Genomic DNA, 22,995 nt, shown 5'->3' on the forward strand with positions numbered 1-22,995 from the left:
TTAGAAATTGCCCATGGAGAGGAAACCGTCAACGGGATCGAAGTCGTTGACGATTTTCTTGCCTACCAGGTCTTTCAGAGCCTCGGTGGCGCCGCCCCCCAAAGTCCCGTAGCGCACACCGCGGTAGATACGCGAAATGGGATAGTCGTTTGTGAAGCCATAGCCGCCGTGTACTTGCAGGGCTTCGTTGGTGACGCGAATCGCCATTTCATTCACGAACATCTTGGCCACGCCCGCTTGGTAAGGATCGGGGAACGGATTTGCGGAGAGAGCTGCCTGATAGAGCAGGGCACGACCAGCCTCAATGTCCCTGTACATCTCTGCGAGTTTCCATTGAATGCCCTGGAAGTTGGCGACCGCCTGCCCACGGATGGTGCGCTCGCGCACATACTTCACTGCTTCTTCGAAGGCCGCCTCTGCCATGCCCAGAGAAATGCTGGGGTTCAAGCAACGTTGAGTATTGAAGGCGCTCATCAGTTGCTTCATGCCGCCTTCACGCAAGATCACGTTTTCAAGCGGAACTTCGAGGTTGTTGAACTGAATCTCTGCCAGGTACTCACCACCCATGGTGTGATAACGCGCAGTAACTTCGAATCCGGGGGTATTGCGGTTGACCAGTACGCAGCCAATGCCGTGCCGGCCGGGTGAGCCGTTGATACGCGTGAACACTACGAACCACTCCGCCTCATTGGCACGGCTGATGAGGGTCTTCACCCCATTGACTACAGCGTGTGTATCTTTGATAACCGTATTGGTCTTGTAGTTGGGCACATCCGTGCCCGCATGCGGTTCGGTCATGCACACCGCAAGGTGGACCTTGCCAGAGGCCACCTTGGGAAGAATGTCCTGTTTCATCGATTCAGGTGCGTAAGTCGAAATCACACGAACTTGAACGCCAAGCATGCCCATCAGCGCCATGGCGGTGACATAGCAGCCTTTGGCTACTTCCTCAAGAACCAGGGCTGTGTCGAACACGGGTAAGTTGGAGCCGCCGTATTCCTCGGGGACAGACATGCCGAGGACGCCGATTTCTGCCAGAGCATCCAGGTTTTCCCAGGGATAGGTGCCATCCATGTACTTGATGGAATTGCCACGAAAGTCTTTGGAGAGTGACAGATCGCGTACGGCACCAACCAGGGCACGTTGCTCGGGGGAAAGCTTGAGTTTGACGGGGTTCATAAGAGGCTTTGGTTGAAAAGGCGAGAGAAGAGGGTTTTTCAGTCGGGGCTGGTTGCTTTGGCGGAGGTCCGTAAAGATCGCTCCAAAGATTCCTGGTGATCCGGGTGCGAAATCGCCAGCAGTCGTTTGGCACGCTCTGCAAGCGAGCAGCCACGCAGATGAGCGACGCCGTGTTCAGTCACGATGACATCTACTTCGACACGAGGCACAGTGACCGGCCGGTCGCCCAGCGATGCCACGATGCGGGAGTTCTTGCCGTCTGGCGTTGTCGATGGAAAAGCAAGAATCGAATGCCCACCAGGCGATACCGTCCCGGCGCGCACGAAGTCCACCAATCCACCTATGGCGCCCAGGTAACGGCCGCCGGCGATTTCCGCGTTGGCTTGGCCCGAGAGATCCATCTCGATGACCGAGTTGATTGAGTGAAATGCTGAGAGAGATTGGGCTGTGCTGATTTGGTGTGTGTAGCCTGCGTTGCACAGCTCCACAAGTTTGCTTTGCTGAGCGAAGTCACGCAGGCGCTGCGTGCCGAAGAGGCCGCCACTTACCGTGCGTCCCACATCAATACCCTTGTAGGCATTGGTCACGATGCCTTGCTCAACAAGGTCGACCAGCACATCAGAGACGACTCCGGAATGCACGCCAAGCGCCTGGTGATGAATCAGGTACTTCGCCACAGCCGCAGGCAGGGTGCCTATGCCAAGCTGAATCGTGGCACGGTCAGGTATGAGCGCAGCGACACGTGCGGCCACCTCCAGTTCCACGGCCGAAGGTGCAGGGTCTGGCATATCGATGATGCGGGTATCTCCATCTACCAGCCAGTCGATATCGGATTCATCTACGCAAGCGTCGCCACCCATCAAGGGCAGTGAGGGATTGAGCAGTGCAATGACCACACGGGCGCGCTCGATCATGGCCTGAGTGAAATCAGCGATCACCCCCGTTGTGTAGCCACCGTTGGGGAGCGGGCGCACCTGAATGAGGGCCACATCCACCCGGAGTTGACCGCTTCGAAGCAAAGCGGGCATCGTGCTGATCTGGCAGGGAATGATGTCCGCCAACGCGGTCACTCTGCGGCTGGTGCCTGCGCCGTTGAGTGCCCGAAAATCAAAGTGCTCCGCAAGCTCAGGCCGCAATGTGGATGACTGGGTCAGACCAAACTGAAGCACTGGGCGGTTCAGTTCTGCGCGTTGTTCCACCAACCGCTCGGTCAACGCCAGTGGTTCGCCAGGACCTTGAGGCCAGGCGATGACATCGCCCGGTGCCAGGATCTCGGAAAACCGCAGTTGTGTGAGAGAAATCTGCTTCATTGCGTATTCAGTCAATGGTTCCGAGGTCAGGCCGGCGGTCCGGAGACAAGCCCTCTGGATGGTTCCTTCAGTCGATCTGGATGTTCTTTTCTGTGATCAGCTTGCTCCAGCGGTTCACTTCGGACTTCATGAGGCTGGTGAACTGTTCGGGCGTTCCAGGGGTGGTCGTGGCAGCTTCCCGCGCCATGGCTTCTTTAATGTCTGGTTGCGTCAACGCCCAGTTAAGCTCAGTGTTGAGCTTGCTGACCACGGCAGCCGGCATATTGGCCGGGCCCAGGAGGCCATACCACGCTTCGAGTTGAAAATCAGCAAGACCCGCTTCGGCTGCAGTTGGAATCTCAGGGGCCAACGGCGAGCGCGCTGCGCTGGTAATGGCCAGAGCACGCATCTTGCCGCCGCGAATGTGCGGCAACACCGATGCCAAGGTGGGTAAGGTCATCTGCAAGGAGCCACCCATCAGATCGGTAAATGCGTGTCCAATGCCTTTGTAGGGTACGTGGGTCATCTCGATCTTCGCGGCGGAGGCGAACAACTCGGTTCCCAGGTGGTTAATGCCGCCAATGCCGGCTGTGCCGTAGTTCACCGCTTTGGGCGTTGCACGCGCCAGGGCGAGGAACTCAGCCAGCGTATTCGCCTTGACCTGGTTGCCGACCACAATCACGAATGGGGTCGCACCCAGAAGGCCAATGGGCTGCAGATCCTTGAACAGGTCATACGGCAACTTTTTCCCACTCGCCGCATTGGTAGTGACTGACGTGGATGCGAACAACAGGGTGTAGCCATCGGCTGCGGACTTGGCCACGAAGTCCGTGCCCAAGGTGCCGCCGCCACCTCCTTTGTTCTCGATAACCACCGCGTGTCCCAGGCGGGTACTCAGCTTGGCCCCCAGCACGCGTGACAGGATGTCATTGCTGCCGCCTGGCGTGAAAGGAACCACCAGCTTGATGGGTCTGGTTGGCCAGGCTGCTTGCGCATTGGCTTGGAGAGGAAGCAAAGCGCTTGCGCCTGCAGCGAGCATGGTGCGGCGGCTGATGTTCTTGAAATCGCTCATTTTGTCTCCTGGAAATAGTTATTTAGGTCGAGATTTCGCGCTGGTGAACCGTCATGTGACTGGGCTCAAAGCCTTTAGCAGCTCACGAGCGTCGGTCTGCTTTTCAAGTTGATTGGTCAGTGCACGCAACCGGGCGACTGCATCGGCCCCCAGCGGCCGAATGGAAGCGCGCATGCAATCGCTGGCTTTGTTGTTGAAGTCATCCTCTGACATGGGGGCGTCGGGATGGCCCAATGGCACGTCGACTCGCTCGCGGTGGATGGTGCCGTCGTCCATTTCAATTTCTACCTGCACGGGCGAAATGTTTCGGCCCGCCTGACGTTCGATTTCTCCATCGACGGACGCCTCAACCTTTCCTGCAAGTGCGAGCAAATCTTCTCGAACCAGAGATGCGTCTGCAAAATGATCCATACCTACACGGCCGTCTATGAGGGCTGTGGCTATCGTGTAAGGAATGCTGAACTGTGCTTGCACGATGGTTTTTGGTGCCTTGCGAACCTCTACCGGCGTACAAACGGCTTGATAGGCCTGGTGGTTCAACCCCACGCGAATTGCGCGGATACGATCGATCCGCTGGCCAATGGTTTCGCGCAGCTTGAGTGCGACACTGATAGCCGGATGGTTGAAGCGGCAGCAGGGGAAGGGCTTATAGCTGAGCTGGGTGAACTCAAAACGCTCGCCCAAGCCCTCCCTCAGCACAGCGCGGTCGCAGCGGTCATGCAGGTAGACGCGCAGAAAGCCATCTTCTCCTTCAAAAGTCCTTTGAGCGCCGCGAATGCCAACTCGAGCCATCTGCACCGAGATCAACGCTGCCATGGCGGCAAAGCCCGGCTGCATACGTTTGGTGAGGGCGGCGTCCCGGGTAACCTGGTGATTGCCTGCGACCTGGGAGTAACCTATGCCCAGGGCATTGATCATTTGGGTTTCGTTCAGACCGAGCACCCGCCCGGCCGCAATCGTGGCACCGAAATGACCGAACAGCGAGGTGTACATGTAGCCACTCTCGATGATGCCTATCTGGGTAGCCACGCCGATTCGGCAGATGGTTTCAAGGCCGGCCGCCACTCCGGCCAGGAAATCCGCACCAGACACGCCGCCAGCCAGTTCGGCGGCTGCCAGCGCGGCTGGCACCACCGAAACGCCTGCGTGCAGTACGGCCGCGTCATGCGTGTCGTCATAGTCACGCGCATGCGCCATGGCACCATTAACCCAGGCCGCCTGATGAGCGGGTACCTTGTCTCCAAAGACCAGAATGCTGGCTTGGGGCGCGCCACCCCATTGGGTAGCCAGGCCATGAAGTTCCGAGATGCCAGCTGCGCTGGACCCTGCAGCGGCACAAGCCAAGGTATCGAAAACGTTGGCCTTGGCGGCAAGCACGGCCTCAGGGGGGAGAGATTCCAGCGACAGTTGAGTGGCGAACCGGCTTAGGGTTACCGCGTAGTCTTCTGTCGTCGCTGCGTGCATGGAATGCGCCTTGAATGGATAAGTGACGCAAGTCTAGGAATGGAAGCGGGGTTGTGTCCATGGCGTTTTTCAGGACACCGTCTTCATGTCTCGTGAAGGCTCGGATCGCATATGGGTTTACCCTTGGAAATAAGGGCCACGCCAAGGGCCGCTAGAGGCGAAAATGGGCGCCGCCCAGGGTCGCTTAGTTTTGTGAGTTGAAAGTGCTGCAAATAATGGAGCCAACACCGTGTTGATTGATCTTGTTCAGCTTCGTACCTTCGTTGCCGTGGCGGAGGAGCAGCATCTCACCCGCGCTGCCGAGCGCCTGCACATCAGCTTGTCCGCTGCCAGTTCCCACGTGCGCGCGATTGAGGAGCATCTGGATACCCAGCTGTTCGTGCGTACCAACAGAAGCCTGGAACTTACCCAGGCCGGTGAAACGCTGGTGCGCAAAGCCAAGCTCCTGCTCAATGAGGCGGTGCTGTTCTCATCATTTGCAAGCGAGCTGAAAGGCAAGATTCAGGGCACTTTGATGGTGGGAAGCAGCAGCGATCTATCAGCCAACAGGTTGGGAGAAGTGGTGTCTGAATTGCGCTCGCAGCACCAGTTGGTGAAGGTGGACCTGCGGGTGCGTCCTTCTTCAAGTACGCGCCAGGGCCTCAAAAACGGGGAGCTCGATATTGGCGTATTGCTGGATCGCCCGACTGATACCGCGCTGGTCTACCATGAGTTGACGCGTGTGCACTTCAGTATCGTAGGGCCAGTGAGCTGGAAGGAACAGCTCGAATCCGCTAGTTGGGAGGCACTGGCTGATCTGCCCTGGATCGCTCCGGCGGATAGCGGAATGGCCTACTCGGCGGTGCTGCAGGAACTGTTTGGTGCGAAGGGGCTGACGCTCAACACGGTTATTGGCTTTGACAACGCCACCTCTGCCCGCGCATTGGTTGAGCGGGGTGCCGGAGTCACGCTCGTTCGACGAGAACATGCCGTAGAAGGGGAGGCGGCCGGTCGGCTGGCGGTTTCTCCGCTTCCGGTGAAATCTCAATACTCGCTCTGCGCCGCGCATCTGGCTAGCCGCCGCAACGATCCTCTCATCCGTGTGTTCCTCGATGCGGCGGCGCGGGTATGGCCGGAAGTACGCACCTTGGAGGCTGGTGACAGCACTGGATACTGAGCGTTCAGAAAACTTGCAACTCCTCACTGGTTGGGCCCCACCCGGTAGAGCGATACAGAACGTGTGTTCGTTAATGCATACGTTCCAAGAACGTTTCAGTGGGTACGAGTCATGCCCAGGAGCAAGCGTATGAGTTGCGGCTGACGATGGGTATTGGTCTTGGCGAACAAACGCTGCAGGTGCGTTTTAACAGTGTTTTCTGTCAGTTCGAGTTTGCTGGCCGTTTCCTGCAGGGTCTGCCCGCGTAGCAATTCCTGTGCCACTCGGCATTCCGCCGTGCTGATCTTGTACAGGCGTTGCAAGAGCGCTTCATCAAGCAAAGGATCTGCCTGCTGATCGGTGATGAACACCAGCGCGCCTGGTTGCATCTGCCCCCAAAGTGGATCTGGTTCCGCAACTGGAGATATCTGCACGATCAACTCATCTTGCGTACCCGGACAAGGAGCCCGCAGCCCCTTGGAGAAATGTCCCGGTTGTAACGGGTCGTTGGCGAGCGCAGCTTGAATAGACTCTTTGAGATCGTTCTGCGTGTTGGCGTTATCGGCCTGCAGCCAGCCCAATCCATCTTGCAGAGAGTTGCCCGCACGCAATGACAAGCCTCTGTTGCGCTTGAGCAAGTCCAGCGCATTTCTGTTTGCAAACAGCACATGACCACGCCTTGCAAGCAGCAATACAGCGGTTTGCAGCCTGTCCAGGGCTTGTAAACTTGTAGATAGGCGAAACTGAGCGTCTCGCAGTTTCAGCATGGTGCCCAGCGCCTGCGACAAATGGCGCGTGAGCAGGCCTAGAACCATGCGGTCTGTGGCATCGAAGTCAGGGTCCTGTCGGCTGCGATACACCGCACAAACGGTTGTGGGTAGGCGTGGAGTCTGGCCATCAAAGATCACTCCCGTACACATGTGCCAAATGTCTTGCTTCGAGAGAAATTCGCGGTAGAACACGGATTGGGCGAATTCATCGGTCGCCACCAGATCTGATCCCTGCAGCACAGAGCCATCTGCAACCAGGTTGCGCCTGTATGCCGATGCGGTCCAGACGTCGTGCTCCAGATAACGCAAGCCCCATTCGGCGATCAGAGGCTCAGGAATCTCATACGTCATCACGAAGCCACCGTCTTGGGGTGCCGTCGAAGGTGTGAACACCATAGCGCGGCGTGCCTTCTGAATCGATGCGATTGCCTGGATGGCGTTAGTCCAGGCATCGGGCCGAAGCGCCGCAGCGTGAATAGCTTCTACCGTGCCACTGAACTGATGCAGTAATTGCGCGTCCATCGCATCACTCCCCCTCGTTGTCGTTGTTTTTCTATCTGACGTCGGAGCATGAGGTTCTCCGCAGCGGAAAAATTCAGTGTTTTAGGCTAGTTCTACAGTCACCGGAGCGTGATCGCTCGGCTTGGGCCACTTACGTGGAACGCGGTCGATACTGCAAGATTTGACTTGCGGTATGAGGGGGGCACTGACGAGGATATGGTCAATGCGCAAGCCCCGGTTTTTCTGATAACCGAGCATGCGGTAATCCCACCATGAAAAGCTCTTCTCAGGCTGATCGAACATGCGGAAGGCATCGTGCAATCCAAGGCCCAGCAGCGCCTTGAAATGATCTCGCTCCACCGTAGTGTGGTGTATGGTTTCAGCCAAGCCCACGGGGTCATAGCTATCGCGGTCCTCGGGAGTGATGTTGAAATCTCCCAGGAGCACCAAGCGTGGGTGAGCAGCCAGCTCAGTGCGCAACCAGTTTTGCAGACCACGCAGCCAGTTGAGTTTGTATTCAAATTTCTCGGAGCCTGGCTCCTGCCCGTTGACAAAATATCCGTTGACCACTCTCAAGGGGCCACCAGGAGTGTCTACGGTGCCGGCAATGACGCGAGCGGATTCATCCGCAAAGCCCTCAATGTTGCGCACCACATCTGCCACGGGTGAGCGAGAGAGCAGGGCCACGCCGTTGTAGGTCTTTTGCCCGAAGGCGGCGGCTTCGTAGCCGATCTCCCGCAACGCATCAAAGGGGAATTTGTCGTCCGTAAGTTTCAATTCCTGCAGGGCAAGCACATCGACGGGGTTGGCGGTGAGCCAATCGAGAACGTGTTGGAGGCGAGCAGTAAGGGAGTTTACGTTCCAGGTGGCAATTTTCATTGGTGATTTATCCTCTTGATTTTAAAGAATTAATATTTTTTGGATTCTTTTAAGGCCCCCAAAGAGGCCCCCAAATGAAATCTCTTAAACCCCTTTGGGTAATGAATCGCGGGCAATCTGCACTGGCGACCATCAAGCCGAATTACGGAGCCTCTCCATCCTGGAGTCCATAGGCCTGTGCGATCCGGTCCAGAAAATCGGCGAGGGGTGCCCGGCCGAGCCCCAGGGCCTTGGGGTCGAGAGAGTCGTCGGCTACCGCAGCATCCAAAAATCTTCGCATGTCATCGGCGATTTTCGCTTCGAGTGGGATGCGCGTTGCAGGGGCGAGTAATTGTGAAAGTCGCAGGACATCGTTGGCATGCTTGCGGATGCTCCTGGCATCCACCTGTTCGCCTTGTTCCCGGCGTGCGCTCAGGTCCAGCCAGGCAATGGCTTTCAACGGGATCAGGCGATCTTCGCCAACCCAGGGCAAGCCATCGATCTCGCGGCGGCCGCCCACGATGAATGCGTAGTAGGCGTCATCGAGCAAGATAGCCGACAGGCTTGAAACTGCTGCGTCGAAAGGGATTGGCGTGAGCTGTCCGCTCTCGATGGGCCGCAGGCTGCCGGGCGCACGGGAGAACAGTTCGACCATGACTGGAAAGCTGTTGTCGGTCGGCTTCTGAAAACGGTAGAAGGCCGGCCTGCCTGTGTCGCTGGCCTGCCGGATCTCATAGCCGCCCGCTTCGATAAACCTCCAGAAGGATGCACCGAATGCAGGCGTCAGCGCTTCCACATGCAGCACGACGTCAAGGTCCTTGGTGGCGCGGAAGTCCAGCCCTGCCTCCTCCATTGCCAAGGTGGCCGCAGTGCCGCCGATCAGGATGTATTGGTCCGGGTAGTCGGCAAACCATGCCCGAAAAACATCAAGTCCCTTCACCATGGCAATTGCTCCTTCAGTTCATCCAGTGCGCTTTGGACACGTTCATCGGTGCTGCCTCGCAAGCTCAGCATGAGCGAGAGGGGGTCCACCATGTCGCTGCCCGGCTGTAGCGTCGGGGCGTAGTTCCACAATTGCCATTCGCATGCGCCTGGCATGGCTTCGGGCAGTTCGACGATATCTGCTTTCAGTACCTGCCATGCGCTGCGGTTCACGGCGAATACAGGCGATCTGGGTTCCGTGAGCATCGAGATGCGCGCAAGAGCGCTCAGGCCAGCCACGCGCACCGGCAGCTCTTTCCGCGTCTGCGTGGATGTCCAGACGGTGCGCTGCACGGGACTGCGCAGCAGGGGGAGTGCTTGCTCCCAAGTCTCGCGTGCAGAGTAGGTCATCTCCAGGTACTGGGACCGGCCGGCTTTGTGGGCCTGTGCGAGTCCTGCCGCCACCAGTTCCCGCACGGCGCGCGAGAGCGTCATCGGTGTGTAGCCCAGAGTGGTGGCGGTCTCTGCAGGATGCCATTCGGCCGCCCAGTGAGGGCGCAGCAAGGCGGTGGTCAACATGGCCTGGGCCGAAGGGCTGAGCGGGGTGTCTGCCGAGCTGGGGCGCTGGCGGAAGTATTCGCGCAGGTCCAGCCCCAGATCGGGCAGATAGAGTTGGTTGCCAGGAACAACGAACGGCACTTTTTGCTCGATTAGGCGTTTGCGCTCGTATGAGGCGAGTGCTTGCGTCACATAGACTACAGGCTGTCCCGCTACCGACCTCAACTTGTCCAAGCGATTGCGGATATCGCCAATGGACGGCTTGTCTGGATTACGCTCCAGGGCCAGCAAGACATTGTGGCCAAGGATGTCCAATTGCCAGAAATCGAAGGCGTCACGTAAAAAGTAGGGCAGCCTCTCCAGGCCCGCCCACGGCTCATGTCTCGACGTGGAGATGCCGAGCGTTTCATGCAGGTAGTTCAGAGCGCTGGTGGCAAGTGCGGGCACGACAATTGGGAATCATAACTCAATGATCGCACGATAACATCGTTGGTGTTATCGTGCAAATCGAAGTTATTATTGATCGCCAGCCATAGCAAGGTGGTGTATCAGGGCCTGCCGCCCATCTGAGCCGACCCGAGATGCCTGGTCGGTCCGGCAACCACATAACCTTCGGGATCGTCGATCCAGGCTTGCAGCGCGGCTGGCGCCCAGCCGCATGCGCGTCCTCCGAGGTGAACGGGCGGCGGGAACTTGCCTTCGGCGATTCGCCGATACAAGGTGGCGCGGCTCAACGCCGTGATGCGTATCACGTCAACCATACGAAAAAATGCGGGAGACGCCATAGGCATGTGAAGCGTGTCGCGATGGCCGGTGGGGGACGTGAGTGACATGGCGAATCCTGAGAAAGTAACCATGTCCTCAGATTGCCTCAGAAGGTCTTTGCTGAAAACTCACGTGGGCGTACTGCGGCGAAGATGATCGGAAGAGTCTGCCGGCGCGACGACGGATCGGGCTTTGTGCAATCGCTTGAACCCCCGATCCCGTTCCATGAACGCCTCCAGCATGTGCGGAACCAACGCCACAGCATCTACCGCCTCGCCGTAGGTCTGCGCATGAAGTGCGGCATAGCGGTCGAGTTCCACCTTCAAGCTCGCCGAACAGGCGAAGGTCAGTTTGAGAGTCTCGGTCTTCGGCAATGGCCCGAGACGCAGCTTGTTCGCGCTCATCGCGATGCCCCCTTGACGAAGAACAGTGGCTGATACGGCCGCAGCACCAGATCCCGATTGACGATGACGCGCACCGGCAGGCCGGGGCGACTCGTCAGCGTCGGCTGGAGATTCATGTTGCGTCGGGTCATCTCCTGCCCGATCTGATTCACCGAATCCTGCAAGCCATCGCGCCCGGTAATGACCACGCGATTCCCATCCTGACGGTTTTCCGGGGCAGCGAGTTCAGCGCTGATACCCAGCAAAGTGCTCATCGCTGCGCCGGCAAGGACGCGATCCCAATGCCAATCGACCCCATCCTCCAGCCCGGCATAGCCGGCTGGGTCTGCTCCCACCAGGTTGTCGAGCTGGAACGAGGATGTGTCCGGCAGGATCACCCGGCTCCACACCACCTGCGTGCGGCTTTGGCCGTAACTGACCTGGCTGTTGTACTTACCCATGAGGCGCGCACCTTGCGGGATCAGCAGGAACTTGCCAGTGGCCGTGTCGTAGATCGGCTCCGTCACGGTGGCGATGACATCGCCTGGTAGATCGGATTTGATGCCTGTGACCAATGCGGCCGCGATCACCGTGCCGGCCATCACCTGATACGGTGAAGCGGGCAATTGCAGGGAACCGGAATTGCGCGTTTGTGTAGAACTGGCTTTGGACAGAAACGCCTCTTTCTGGTCTTGCCGGTTCTGCACGGCCGTAGGGTCGGCAGGCTGTGCGGCCGTCGAGGCCGGGCCTGAGGCCATCGGATCGAAGGCCGCATTCGGAGCCAGACTAGCAGCAGGCGCAGCCTGCGCCGATGCTGCTGCGGCCACCTTCGCCCCACCTGAGCGGAAGAACACCGACGAAGCCGCCGCCTCCTCGGCTTCCTTCAAGCGTGCCAGCCGTTCGGCTTCGGCGGGGTCATGCCCCGGCTGCTGGTAGCCGTACCCCTGTGCCTGCTGCTCGACTTTGTGGATCGGGCCTCCAAGGTCGCCCGGCAGTGGGGCACCCAACTGTGGCACCGCTGACAGCAGCTTGGAATAGTCGCTCGGCAATTGTTCGAGCCCTTCGGAGCGCGACACGCGATCGACGTTATACAGCTCGGTGGATTCGCTCGCGTTTCGCCGCTGCGGTTGCAGCGACCACATTAGCGCACCCAGCACGGAAACCGACAGACCGCCGACGAGTGCGGCCAGCATGCGTCGGTTCAATCGCGTGACCGCACGTGGCTGCGCACGCAACGCCACGTCCTCGGGGGCCACTTTGGGCGGCACATCCGGCGCCGGTGTATCGGCAGTTGTGTCCTTGCGCATGATCAGTTCCTCCGGCCATCGGTGCGCTCGATGCGCACCACGTCGCCCTTATCTGCCCCCAGGCGCAGTTCGGCAGCACCGAACAGCCGGTCCACGATGTAGTACGGCGATCGGAAGCGGTAGTTCACGAGCTGGCCGTCACCCTGCGCACCAATCACGAACAGTGGCGGCAACTCGCCTTGGGCAATGCCGCCGGGGAACTGGATGTAGACCTTCTCGCCATCATCGAAGGCGCGCAACGGCTTCCACGGTGGATTGCTGCCGCTGATGCCGTATCGGAAGCGGATCTTCTCCAGCGACAGCCCGGCATCGACCGGTGCCGCCGTCTGCGCGGCCTGCGCCTGGCGCTGCAAGGCCAGCATGCGGTCCTTTGGGTAGTCCCAGGACACGGAAGCCATCCACGTCTTCTCGGTCGAGGTCAGTTCAATCAGATAGGTGCGCCGACTGGTGGTGATGACCAGATTGGTCTTGAGATTACTGCGTGTGGGCTTGACCAACACGCTCACACGCAGATCGGCACCCGTGCCGCTGGACGTGTCGCCCACGATCCAGCGCACGGTATCGCCTGCGGCTACCGTCACCAGTTCCTCGCCGGGTTGCAGCGATACGACCGTCACACGTCCCGGACTGGCATAGACCTGGTACAGCGCGCCGTCCGTAAACGGCCAGACCTGAATCGCATTGACGTAGCCCTCGCGGGTCGGCGCCATGCGGGCTTCTTGATTGGCGCGTGAGACGCGCACCTTCTCATCGGGTGATTCGGGAACGGCCTTCTCTTCGGCCAGCATCGGTAACGGCTTCATCTGCTCGGGCAGTGGCAAGGGTTCGGGCACGGCCACCAACTCGATGGGCTTGGGTAACTCGGGCAGCACCTGTGCCGCGACCGGCTCGTCCAGGGGGATGGTCGGTGGTGGCTTGCCCTGCGTGGCGCAGCCCGCGAGGGCAGCAAGCAGGGACACCCATACGGAAATGTGCAAAGACGGTTTCATGGCTTGGCTCCTTCGGAAGATTCGAGTTCACGGCTCCACGACAGTCCATTGACGTAGATGCCCAGCGGGTTACGGCGCAGCTTTTCTTCGGTGCGTGGTGCTTGCAGGACGATGGAAACCACCGCCGTCCATCGCTCCAGACCCGCTGCGGCGCCGTTGACATAGCGGCGCTCCGTCCAGCGCACGTTGAACGACGCATCGCTGGCGCGCACGATGCTGGTGATCTGCACCGTCACCGATTCCTTGCCGATGCGGGCAAAGGGATCGTTCACCCGCGCGTAGTCGTTGAGCACGGCCGCGCCTCGGTCGGTGGTGTAGCCGTAGGCATCGAGCCAGTTCTGCCGCACGACGACGGGGTCAATGGAGAGCGAGCGCACCAGGGTGACGAAGCGTCCCAGGTGGTGCGCTGTCTGTGCATCGCTGGGCCTGTACGGCGCGGTCGCTTCACCGACAGCGCGCACCTGTCCCCCACTGTCCACCTCCACCACAAAAGGCGTCACGATGGACTGCGCCGAGCGCCAGACCAGGCCGCCAGCCATCAAGATGGCCAGCACCAAGCAACCGAAGGCCATCAGTCGCCAGTTCTTGGCTTGCACGCGAGACGAACCGATACGGTCGTCCCAGACTTGTTCGGCGGATTGGTACGGTGTGGCGGGCTGCGGCGTGTCCGCATAGCGCACCTGGGGTCGTTTGAATCGCATGAAGTCTTCTCCTTAGGAATTCGAGGGGTCGCGCAGGCTGGGCGCAGAGCCGGAACCACCGCCGTCTCCACCGCGCAGCGTGTGGGCGACGGTCGACGCGGCCTGGCTGATCTGCTGCTTGCGATGCAGACGCTTGGCCCATCCAGGTTGTTCGGCGTTAGTCGGTGCATCGTTGGCAGCGCCTTGTGGGGTCGAACCGCTGGCAGCGCCGCCCACGCCAGAACTGGGACCAGCACCTGGCGCTGGGGCGTCAGGCTTGATCGCAGCGGCGGCCCGCGCCTTCATCGACTGGGCGCCAGCGGCCACCTTCTGCCCGACTGACTGCGCGCCCGTCTTGGCGACGTTGCCCAGGCCAGCGGCCGCGCCTTTGATGCCGCCACCTGCATTAGCGGACCCGGCCTGGAACGCCGACTTCGCGCTGCTGGCCGTGGAAGATGCGGCGCGGGCACCGCTCGCAGCCATCTTGGCGGCGGCTGGCGCCATGCGCGCACCGGCCGCGACGGCACTGCCAACGCCGGTAGCCGCTGCGCCCACCGCAACGGCGGTTCCGGCCACAGCCAAGGCCGTGCCAGCGGCTGCACCCGCCCCCAGCTGCGGCGCACCGGATACCAGCCCGGTGGCAACACCCGGACCGAAGATCCCCAGCGCCAACAGCGTGAGCGATGCCAGCATCACCACCAGAGCATGGTCGATGGACGGTTCATCGGGCGTTACCTGGAACTCGGCGAACAAGCCGGTGCCAATGCCAACGATCACCGCAAGTACCAGCACCTTGATGCCCGACGACACCACGTTGCCCAAGACTTTCTCCGCCAGGAACGAAGTTTTGTTCCAGAGTGCGAACGGCACCAGCACGAAGCCGGCGAGCGTGGTCAGCTTGAACTCGATCAGCGTGATGAAGAGCTGGATCGCCAGGACGAAGAAGCTCATCACCACCACCAGCCACGCCAGGAACATCACCACGATGGGGTCGAGGTTCACGAACACCTCGGGGAAGCCGGCCATGTCGCCGATCTGCTTCAGGATCGGTGCGCCGGCATCGATGCCCACCTTGGCCAACCTGCCCGGTTGCAGGAACTCCGCTTGCGTGATGGTCGAGCCCGACGCCACCAGCCCCAATCCGGCGAAAGACCGAAACACGATCCCCGCCAGCATATTGAAGTTGCCAATGATGTAGGCGAAGGCACCGACATACAGCACCTTCTTGATGAGCTTGCCCATGATGTCGTCGCCCTGACCCGATGCATGGTTCATGGCCCAGAACAGGCCAGCCAGCGTCATGTCGATCACCACCAGCGTGGCGGTCAGGAAGGCGACTTCACTGCCCAGCAATCCAAAACCGGAATCGATGTAGGTCGAGAAGACGTTGAGGAAGCGGTCGATGACCGTGACGTCGTTCATGGCGTCTCCCTCAGTGACTGTAGAAATCGACGGCATGCGGCGTGTACGGCGTGCCGGTGCCCATGAAGCGCCGCCGCACTTCGCGGGCACGCTCCTGCACGGCAATGACACGCGCCTGTTCGAGCGCGCTGGCGCGGTCCTGCGTGATCTGGAGTTGCTGCGCCTGGATCGATTGCCGCGCCTGCAGCGCCAACAGTTGGTTGGTTGCCTGCGTGGCCTGCAAGGCACCCACGGCAGACTGGCTGCGGTTCACCAGATCGGTGAGCGCCTTTTCGTCGGCAGTGAAGTTCTGCACCGCCTGTGACTGCACCTTGGTGGCCGTGCGCAGCGCTTCCAGCGAATTGCGCCAGCGCGAACGTGCATCGGTCGCCATCTGCGTGCCAGAGATCGCGGCTGTATACGCATCGGGATAGAGCCGCTGGAATTCGGCTTCCATCTGCGAGACGTTGAAAGCCAACCCTTGGGCCTGCTGGATCAGCTGGTTCGTGGCGGACAACGCCGCGCGCAGTTCATTCAACGCGCTGAAGTCCAGGCCCGTCAGGTTCTTGGCCTGATTCATCAAGGATTGCGCCTGATTCTGAAGCTGCTTGATCTGGTTGTTGATCTGCTCCAGGGTGCGAACAGCGGTCAGCGTGTTCTGCACGAAGTTGGATGGGTCGAACACGGTCAGCGCGGATGCGGGCTGCACAGCCAACAACGATGCAGATAACACGGTGGCCAGTGATATGGAAAGCACATGCATCTTCATGGTTGGTTCTCCTGTGGGGGGTGAAAAAGGACGGACCCAGCCAAAGGCGAGAGGCTGGGAACTTCGGGCAGCAGATCGGCGGCCCAGTCGAGGCCGCGATGGCGCAGCCAAGCCCCGGCAAAGCCGGGCACGCCGGCATCAAGCAACACGCGGTCAATGTCACGCTGGTCCTGCGGCGACGAGGCACCGGCAAAGGCCAGCGCCACCGGCCCCAGATCCAAGTCGAACAGGCGGTTGCCCAGCCGTGACTGGTAGTAGTAGTCGCGTTTGGGAACCGCCTCGGCCACGATGTCGATCTGGCGGCGGTTCAAGCCGAAGCCTTCGTAGATCGTGCGAATCTGCGGTTCGGTCGCCTGCGGATTCGGCAGGAAGATGCGGCTGGCGCAACTTTCCACGATGGCCGGGGCGATGGACGAGTTCTGGATGTCGGCCAGCGACTGCGTGGCGAAGATCACGCTGACATTCTTCTTGCGCAGGGTCTTGAGCCACTGGCGGATGCGCGCGGCAAACACCGGGTCATCGAGGAACAGCCAGGCCTCGTCAAGGATCAGCAAGGTCGGCGCACCGTCGAAACGTTCGACGAAGCGGGCGAACAGGTAGCCCAGAACGGCCAATACCGCAGCCTTGCTGTGCATCAGTTCTTCCATCTCGAAACACTGCGCAGATCCGGAACCTAGGCGGTCGCTATCGGCATCCAGCAACTTGCCGTGAGCGCCGCCCAGCACATAGGGCGCAAAGGCCTGCCGCAGGGCGTTGCTCTGCAACAGCACGGACAAGCCGGTCAACGTCCGCTCCTCTACGGGCGCTCCGGCCAGACTCCCCAGCGCTGACCAGATCGCGGCCTTCTCGTCGGGGCCGACCGTCACACCTTCATGCAGCAAGCGGCCTTCCAACCATTCGGCCGCCCAGGCGCGGTAGCGCTCCTGATCGATGCGTGCCAGCGGCTGGAATGCAATGCCGCCATCGGTCCCCAGGTCATACTGTTCGCCACCCATTCCCAGGATGGTGGCGCGCATCGAGCGCCCCATGTCGAAGACGAAGATGCGCGAACCTGCATAGCGGCGGAACTGCATCGCCAGCATCGCAAGCAAGACCGACTTACCCATTCCGGTGGGGCCGACTACCAAGGTATGGCCCACGTCGCCGATGTGCGTCACCAGCCGGAATGGCGTGGCGCCGTCGGTGCGTGTCACGATCAGCGGCGGGCCATCAAGGTGCGCGTTCTTCTCCGGCCCGGCCCACACCGCCGACACCGGCATCAGGTGCGCAAGATTCAGCGTCGAGATGATGGGCTGCCGGACGTTGGCGTAAGCGTTGCCGGGGATCGACGACAGCCACGCATCCACGGCATTGAGGGTTTCCGGGATGGTGACAAACCCTCGGCCCTGGATGACGCGTTCCACACGGCGCAGCTTCTCGTCGGCTGCGCCTGCATCAGGATCAAGCACCGTCACGGTCGCCGTGACATAGCCAAAGGCCACCTGATCGCTGCCCAGTTCCTGCAGGGCGGCATCGGCATCGGCCGATTTGTTGGAGGCGTCCGTATCAACCAGTGGACTTTCCTGCTGGAAGATGGTTTCGCGCAGCAAGGCCACGACGTTCTTGCGCTTGGCGAACCATTGGCGGCGCAGGCGCCCCAGCTCCTTCTCAGATTCCGCCTTGTCCATGCACAGAAAGCGGGTGGACCATCGGTAGGCGAAACCCAGGCGGTTCAAGTCATCCAACAAGCCCGGCCAGGTCGAAGTTGGAAAGCCCCGCACCGATGCCACGCGCAGGTGCTGGTCGCCCAGCATGGGCGCGAGGCCGCCCACCAGCGCGGAGTCCGCCAGCAAGGCGTCGATATGGAAGGGATGCTCCGGCACGCCAACGCGATAGCGGCGTGTGGAAATGGTCGCATGCAGGTAGGTGAGCGTCTGGCTGTCATCCAGCCATACGATCTCGGGCATCACGCCATCAAGCAGGTCGAAGAAGCGATCCGTCTCCGACATGAAGGTCTCCAGCCGCTCGCGCCAGTCCACGCCGCCCTGTGGCGTGTTCTCATACAGCAGCTTCGCGGCGCGGGCGCGGGATTCCTCGGCAGGCAGGTACACCAGCGTCAGGTGATAACTGCTCTCGAAGTGGCTGGCGTCCTCTTCAAAGGCCGCACGCCGTTCCTCGTCCACCAGCCACGACAGCGGCTCGGGGAAGTTGGATTGGGGATAGCCAGCGGCGGCGCGCCGCTCAGCTTCAACAAACAAGGCCCAGCCCGACCCCAACCGGCGTAATGCGTTGTTGAGCCGTGCCGATGTGGAGATCAGTTCGCCCTGCGTGGCGCTGTCCAGGTCCGGCCCCCGAAAGCGTGCCGTGCGCTGGAACGATCCATCCTTGTTCAGTACGACGCCCGGCGCGACCAACCCAGCCCAGGGCAACCAGTCGGCCAGCAGCGCAGGCCGTTTGCGGTATTCCGCGAGATTCATCATGGCAAGGTCCTTACACGTCTAGCAGTACGCGGTGTTTGATGTGCCGCGCGAACACGGCCATGAACTGCGGATCGAGCCGTGCGCCCCAGACCGCCAGCGAGTGGCCGACGATCCAGAGCACCAGGCCGGGAATCCACAGTTGCAGGCCCAGCCCGACGGCCGCGGCCAGCGTGCCGTTGGCAATCGCCACGGTGCGCGGCGCGCCGCCCAGCAGAATCGGTTCGGTGAGCGAGCGATGCAGCGGCACCTCGAAGCCCGGTGCGAACTCGCTGCGGTCATCGGTTCCCGCGCTCATACGACGGCCCCACCGGCGAAGCTGAAGAACGACAGGAAGAATGAAGATGCGGCGAACGCGATGGACAGGCCGAAGACGATCTGGATCAGCTTGCGAAAGCCACCCGACGTGTCACCGAAGGCCAGTGCCAGCCCGGTGGAAATGATGATGATCACCGCCACGATCCGGGCCACAGGCCCCTGGATCGATTCCAGGATGGAGGTCAGCGGCCCTTCCCAGGGCATGCTGGAGCCGGCGGCATATGCCGGCAATGCCAGGCTCAGCATCAGTGCGGCGAGCACGGCAACGTGCAACGCCGGCCGCAGATGCGGATTTACAGAAAGACGGAAAGTTGAAAAAGCGGCGTGCGTCATGGCAGTTCTCCAGTGGAGGTTGAGGAAAGAAGCGAAAGAGGTGGAAGCAGCGGTGGCCGCAGAGGGATTGGCTGTGCCAGGGCGTCGTCGAGCTGGTAACCGTGACCGTCGAAGCCGATGACGCGGGCGATGGTCTGGACGTGGCGGGCACGGCCGCGCCCTGCGATAAAGACGATGACGTTCACCGCCTCGGCGATCAGGGCGCGTGGCGGGGTCAAGGCGACTTCCAGAATCAGTTGTTCCAGGCGTAGCAAGGCACCATGGGCAGAACTGGCGTGGATGGTGGCGATGCCACCTGGGTGCCCGGTGCCCCAGACCTTGATGAGGTCCAGCGCTTCGCCGCCGCGCACCTCGCCGACGATCACGCGATCCGGGCGCAGGCGCATCGTGGCGCGCACCAGCTCCGCCATCGACACCACGCCAGACCGCGTGCGCAGCGATACGTGATCGCGGGCGGCGCACTGAAGCTCTACCGTGTCTTCAAGCACCAGAACGCGGTCGCCCGTGGCGGCGATCTCGGCCAGCAGCGCATTGGCCAGCGTGGTCTTGCCGGTGCTGGTACCACCGGCGATGACGATGTTCTGCCGCTCGCGCACCGCGCGGCGCAGGAACTCGGCCTGCTCCTCGGCCAGGATGCCATCGGCGACATAGCGATCCAGGCCAATGATGCTCACGGCGCGCTTGCGTAGCGCGAAGGCTGGCCCCGGTGCGGCGGGCGGCAGGATGCCCTCGAAGCGCTCGCCGGTCTCGGGCAACTCAGCGGTCAGCAGCGGCTGGCCACGATGGACTTCTGTGCCGACGTGGGCGGCGACCAGGCGGATGATGCGTTCGCCATCGGCCTCGGACAGTGACACACCCATCGGCGATCGGCCCGACGAAAGTCGGTCGACCCATAGGCAACCGTCCGGGTTGAGCATGATCTCCACCACGTCCGGGTCATCGAGCGCGGCGGCAATCAGCGGTCCCATGGCGGTGCGCAGCATGCGGATGCGCCGGTCCAGAGAAGTCGCAGCGGACGAGCGTGGCAGTTCGGGTGGTGATTCCGGAGGCAACTTCGGGACTGTGCTCATGAGCCGTCCTCCTGAAGGGCGGCTTCCGCCAACCGTGCGGCATCAGGTTGGATCTCCTCGACCACGTCCCTCACTAGGCTACGCCCGCGCAGCAGATGGCGGCCGAGCTGTTCGATGAACTGCTCAAAGCGTGCCTTGCCCTGGGCCTTGGCTGCTTCCTGATGGGCTTCCGGCACCGGCGTGCTCACGGTGAGGAAGTAGCGAACGAACAGCGCCAGTGTTTCGATTTGGATGTTCTGGTCGCGCTCCAGTCGCTCGAACTGGCGCGACAGCCGATCCAGTCGTTTGGCCATCGCTGCCTCGCGCTGGTCACCCGCGTCCGGCGACAGCCAGGAGGCCAGTGCTGCCGCGACGATGGAGGACTTGGACACGCCTTTCTTGGCGGCCAGCTCGTCCAGGCGCTTGGCGTGGTCGGGTTGGATGAAGAGATTCAGGCGATAGCTGGAGTGGTTGGGGCTCATAGATCGATTCCGTCGTCAGGGTCGAGGGATGCCAGCCGGGCCCTGCGCTGTAGCGTGGGATCAAGCTGGCTCGGGAGGGAAAGCGAAAAATCGTCGTCATCGAGCAGCGACAGGTCGCTGCTGGGCTGTTCGGCTTCAGGGCTGTAGGTGGCGACTTCGGACAGCTCCGGCTGTTGGCGCGGGCCACCGTCATCGGCCGCCCCACCCAGACCAGCTGTCGCAGAAGCGGCCGGCATGGCAGGGACAGTCAATGCACTCCAGTCGTCTGCGCGTGCCGGTGGGACATCGGGGTATCCGCCCAGTGAGAGCACGGGCGGTGGCAACACCCGCCGCTTGAAATTGGCGTCCGCGTAGTAGCGCAACTTCTTGGCCTTGATCGGGGCATGCCCGGACACCATCACCACCGACTCATCGGAGGGCAGTTGCATCACTTCGCCCGGCGTCAGCAAAGGCCTTGCCGTCTCCTGGCGCGACACCATCAGGTGGCCCAGCCATGGCGCGAGCCGGTGGCCGGCATAGTTGCGCTGTGCGCGCAGCTCGGTGGCGGTGCCCAGCGTCTCGGAGATGCGTTTGGCGGTGCGTTCGTCATTGGTGGCGAAGGTCACACGCACATGGCAGTTGTCCAGAATCGAATGGTTCTGGCCGTAGGCCTTGTCGATCTGGTTCAGCGACTGCGAAATCAGGAAGGCACGCAGGCCATAGCCGGCCATGAAGGCCAGAGCCGATTCGAAGAAGTCGAGACGCCCGAGCGCCGGGAACTCGTCGAGCATCAACAGCAGCTTGTGTTTGCGTTCCACGCCATCGCTGCCGTCCAGCGATTCGGTAAGCCGTCGCCCGATCTGGTTCAATATCAGGCGAATCAGCGGCTTGGTGCGGCTGATGTCCGAAGGCGGCACCACCAGGTACAGCGACACCGGATGCTCAGAAGAAATCAGGTCGGCAATGCGCCAGTCGCAGCGCGAAGTCACTTCGGCCACTGTGGGGTCGCGGTACAGGCCTAGAAAACTCATGGCCGTGGACAGCACGCCCGAGCGCTCGTTTTCGCTCTTGTTGAGCACTTCGCGCGCGGCCGATGCGACCACAGGATGCGTGGCATCACCCAAATGCCGCGTGCTCATCATCTGGTGCAACGTCACTTCGAACGGGCACGCCGGATCGGAAAGAAAATTGGCGACGCCGCGCAGCGTCTTGTCTTCGCTCGCATAGAGCACATGCAAGATGGCTCCGACCAGCAGCGCGTGCGAAGTCTTCTCCCAGTGGTTGCGCTTCTCCAACGCGCCTTCGGGATCGACCAGGATGTCGGCGATGTTCTGCACGTCGCGCACTTCATGCGCGCCGCGCCGGACTTCTAGGAGAGGGTTGTATGCGGCTGACTTCGGATCGGTCGGGTTGAACAGCAGGCAGTGCGAGAAGCGCGAGCGCCAGCCTGCGGTGATGGCCCAGTTCTCGCCCTTGATGTCGTGGATGACGGCGGAGGCCGGCCATGACAGCAGCGTCGGCACCACCAGGCCCACGCCCTTGCCCGAGCGCGTGGGCGCGAAAGTCAGGACGTGTTCGGGGCCTTCATGGCGCAGGTACTGACCGTCGTGCAGGCCGAGAAAGACACCAGTCGGGCCGGTCAACCCGGCCTTGTGGATTTCCTTGGTATCGGCCCAGCGCGCGGAACCATAGGTTGTGACCAACTTCGATTGCCGTGAGCGCCAGATCGACATACCGATGGCGACCACCACGGCCACCAGGCCGCTGCCGCCCGCGATGGCGCCGCCGATGTCGAAGACCTTCGGCGCGTAGGCATCGAAGAAGAACCACCACTCGAATAGGCGCCACGGGTGGTAGACGGGCGTACCGAAGAAGTCGAACCAGGGCGTGCCCAGGCGTAGCTGATAGCCCAGTGCAGCCGCCGTCCACTGCGTGGCGCCCCACACGCCGGCAATGACGATGCCGAACACCGTCAACACCTGGCCAAACAACACACTGGTTCCCTGCATCCTGACCTCCGAATTTCTCCTGCACATCGCAAGCACGAAGACGTGCCGCATATGCGAGGTTCGGTGTCGGATCAGTGCCGGTCAAAGACCGTTATCGGCACAATCCAAGGAGAAAAGGCAAGATTGCAAGCAGGGGCGTAGACAAGAAAAATGCCGCAAGCAGATGCGTATTGCGGCGTGTACGGAGATTTGGTGGAAGATTTTTGGTGATAGGCCGGTAATCAGAACTTCGGGGACTCTTTCTGTGGCGTATAGGGGGGACGTCTCAGAAAACGGAAAATAAAGCACGTTAAGCCCATTGCAGACTCTAGATATTGACGAGTACGTC

At 61.2% G+C, this 22,995-nt stretch carries 22 protein-coding genes; 1 reads left to right on the forward strand and 21 read right to left on the reverse strand.

The window, feature by feature from the left end; all coding sequences use genetic code 11:
• The 4 genes from G518_RS0100770 to G518_RS33315 all read right to left on the reverse strand — a co-directional run bounded on the left by G518_RS0100770 (position 1) and on the right by G518_RS33315 (position 5,004).
• Complete coding sequence (locus G518_RS0100770) at positions 1 to 1,179, reverse strand: acyl-CoA dehydrogenase family protein (RefSeq protein WP_028600896.1); 1,179 nt, start codon at positions 1,177 to 1,179, stop codon at positions 1 to 3.
• Positions 1,180 to 1,217: 38 nt separating this feature from the next.
• Positions 1,218 to 2,489, reverse strand: a complete 1,272-nt coding sequence (locus tag G518_RS33310) for an acetyl-CoA hydrolase/transferase family protein (RefSeq protein ID WP_036593126.1) — start codon at positions 2,487 to 2,489, stop codon at positions 1,218 to 1,220.
• A 67-nt stretch (positions 2,490 to 2,556) separates the two neighbouring features.
• Positions 2,557 to 3,540, reverse strand: coding sequence for a tripartite tricarboxylate transporter substrate binding protein (locus G518_RS0100780; RefSeq protein ID WP_028600897.1), 984 nt, complete (start codon positions 3,538 to 3,540; stop codon positions 2,557 to 2,559).
• Positions 3,541 to 3,591: 51 nt separating this feature from the next.
• Positions 3,592 to 5,004: an MmgE/PrpD family protein gene (locus tag G518_RS33315; protein WP_051235773.1), complete on the reverse strand. Its 1,413-nt coding sequence runs from the start codon at positions 5,002 to 5,004 to the stop codon at positions 3,592 to 3,594.
• 229 nt (positions 5,005 to 5,233) lie between these two features.
• Between G518_RS33315 and G518_RS0100790 the strand changes: the two genes are divergently transcribed.
• Positions 5,234 to 6,160, forward strand: coding sequence for a LysR family transcriptional regulator (locus tag G518_RS0100790; RefSeq protein ID WP_028600898.1), 927 nt, complete (start codon positions 5,234 to 5,236; stop codon positions 6,158 to 6,160).
• Positions 6,161 to 6,255: 95 nt separating this feature from the next.
• Here the strand turns inward: G518_RS0100790 and G518_RS0100795 are convergent, their stop codons facing one another.
• The 17 genes from G518_RS0100795 to G518_RS0100875 all read right to left on the reverse strand — a co-directional run bounded on the left by G518_RS0100795 (position 6,256) and on the right by G518_RS0100875 (position 22,667).
• Positions 6,256 to 7,431 (reverse strand): helix-turn-helix transcriptional regulator, encoded by a 1,176-nt coding sequence (locus tag G518_RS0100795; protein WP_028600899.1) that lies wholly within the window; start codon positions 7,429 to 7,431, stop codon positions 6,256 to 6,258.
• Between the two features lie 81 nt (positions 7,432 to 7,512).
• Positions 7,513 to 8,289, reverse strand: a complete 777-nt coding sequence (gene xth / locus G518_RS0100800) for an exodeoxyribonuclease III (protein ID WP_028600900.1) — start codon at positions 8,287 to 8,289, stop codon at positions 7,513 to 7,515.
• A 142-nt stretch (positions 8,290 to 8,431) separates the two neighbouring features.
• On the reverse strand, positions 8,432 to 9,211 hold the full coding sequence (locus G518_RS0100805) for a hypothetical protein (protein WP_028600901.1): 780 nt from the start codon (positions 9,209 to 9,211) through the stop codon (positions 8,432 to 8,434).
• On the reverse strand, positions 9,205 to 10,194 hold the full coding sequence (locus tag G518_RS0100810; RefSeq protein WP_028600902.1) for a hypothetical protein: 990 nt from the start codon (positions 10,192 to 10,194) through the stop codon (positions 9,205 to 9,207). Before G518_RS0100810 ends, G518_RS0100805 begins: the two co-directional genes overlap by 7 nt.
• Positions 10,195 to 10,295: 101 nt before the next feature.
• On the reverse strand, positions 10,296 to 10,580 hold the full coding sequence (locus tag G518_RS33320; RefSeq protein WP_084651413.1) for a helix-turn-helix transcriptional regulator: 285 nt from the start codon (positions 10,578 to 10,580) through the stop codon (positions 10,296 to 10,298).
• Between the two features lie 60 nt (positions 10,581 to 10,640).
• Positions 10,641 to 10,916 carry a DUF2274 domain-containing protein gene (locus G518_RS33325; protein WP_051235774.1) on the reverse strand — a complete coding sequence of 92 codons (276 nt, stop codon included), beginning with the start codon at positions 10,914 to 10,916 and terminating at the stop codon, positions 10,641 to 10,643.
• Positions 10,913 to 12,202 (reverse strand): TraB/TrbI/VirB10 family type IV secretion system protein, encoded by a 1,290-nt coding sequence (locus G518_RS0100825; protein ID WP_028600903.1) that lies wholly within the window; start codon positions 12,200 to 12,202, stop codon positions 10,913 to 10,915. The genes G518_RS33325 and G518_RS0100825 overlap by 4 nt, the downstream gene beginning before the upstream one ends.
• Before the next feature lie 2 nt (positions 12,203 to 12,204).
• Positions 12,205 to 13,191 (reverse strand): P-type conjugative transfer protein TrbG, encoded by a 987-nt coding sequence (trbG, locus tag G518_RS0100830; RefSeq protein ID WP_028600904.1) that lies wholly within the window; start codon positions 13,189 to 13,191, stop codon positions 12,205 to 12,207.
• Positions 13,188 to 13,892, reverse strand: coding sequence for a conjugal transfer protein TrbF (gene trbF / locus G518_RS0100835; protein ID WP_028600905.1), 705 nt, complete (start codon positions 13,890 to 13,892; stop codon positions 13,188 to 13,190). The genes trbG and trbF overlap by 4 nt, the downstream gene beginning before the upstream one ends.
• Before the next feature lie 12 nt (positions 13,893 to 13,904).
• Positions 13,905 to 15,293, reverse strand: a complete 1,389-nt coding sequence (trbL, locus tag G518_RS0100840) for a P-type conjugative transfer protein TrbL (RefSeq protein WP_028600906.1) — start codon at positions 15,291 to 15,293, stop codon at positions 13,905 to 13,907.
• 10 nt (positions 15,294 to 15,303) lie between these two features.
• A complete protein-coding gene (gene trbJ / locus G518_RS0100845; RefSeq protein ID WP_028600907.1) occupies positions 15,304 to 16,041 on the reverse strand; it encodes a P-type conjugative transfer protein TrbJ in 738 nt (245 codons plus the stop codon).
• Positions 16,038 to 18,500 (reverse strand): conjugal transfer protein TrbE, encoded by a 2,463-nt coding sequence (gene trbE, locus G518_RS0100850; RefSeq protein WP_028600908.1) that lies wholly within the window; start codon positions 18,498 to 18,500, stop codon positions 16,038 to 16,040. The genes trbJ and trbE overlap by 4 nt, the downstream gene beginning before the upstream one ends.
• A 10-nt stretch (positions 18,501 to 18,510) precedes the next feature.
• Positions 18,511 to 18,795, reverse strand: coding sequence for a VirB3 family type IV secretion system protein (locus G518_RS0100855; RefSeq protein WP_028600909.1), 285 nt, complete (start codon positions 18,793 to 18,795; stop codon positions 18,511 to 18,513).
• Positions 18,792 to 19,148, reverse strand: coding sequence for a TrbC/VirB2 family type IV secretion system protein (locus G518_RS0100860; RefSeq protein ID WP_028600910.1), 357 nt, complete (start codon positions 19,146 to 19,148; stop codon positions 18,792 to 18,794). The genes G518_RS0100855 and G518_RS0100860 overlap by 4 nt, the downstream gene beginning before the upstream one ends.
• Entirely contained in the window at positions 19,145 to 20,218 is a 1,074-nt protein-coding gene (gene trbB / locus G518_RS0100865) for a P-type conjugative transfer ATPase TrbB (protein WP_028600911.1), read from the reverse strand. The genes G518_RS0100860 and trbB overlap by 4 nt, the downstream gene beginning before the upstream one ends.
• Entirely contained in the window at positions 20,215 to 20,679 is a 465-nt protein-coding gene (locus tag G518_RS0100870) for a ribbon-helix-helix protein, CopG family (RefSeq protein WP_028600912.1), read from the reverse strand. The genes trbB and G518_RS0100870 overlap by 4 nt, the downstream gene beginning before the upstream one ends.
• Complete coding sequence (locus tag G518_RS0100875; RefSeq protein ID WP_028600913.1) at positions 20,676 to 22,667, reverse strand: conjugal transfer protein TraG; 1,992 nt, start codon at positions 22,665 to 22,667, stop codon at positions 20,676 to 20,678. The genes G518_RS0100870 and G518_RS0100875 overlap by 4 nt, the downstream gene beginning before the upstream one ends.
• Positions 22,668 to 22,995 lie beyond the last annotated feature (328 nt).

Origin of the sequence: Ottowia thiooxydans DSM 14619, assembly GCF_000422885.1 — a bacterium.
GTDB classification, from domain to species: Bacteria; Pseudomonadota; Gammaproteobacteria; order Burkholderiales; family Burkholderiaceae_C; genus Ottowia; species Ottowia thiooxydans.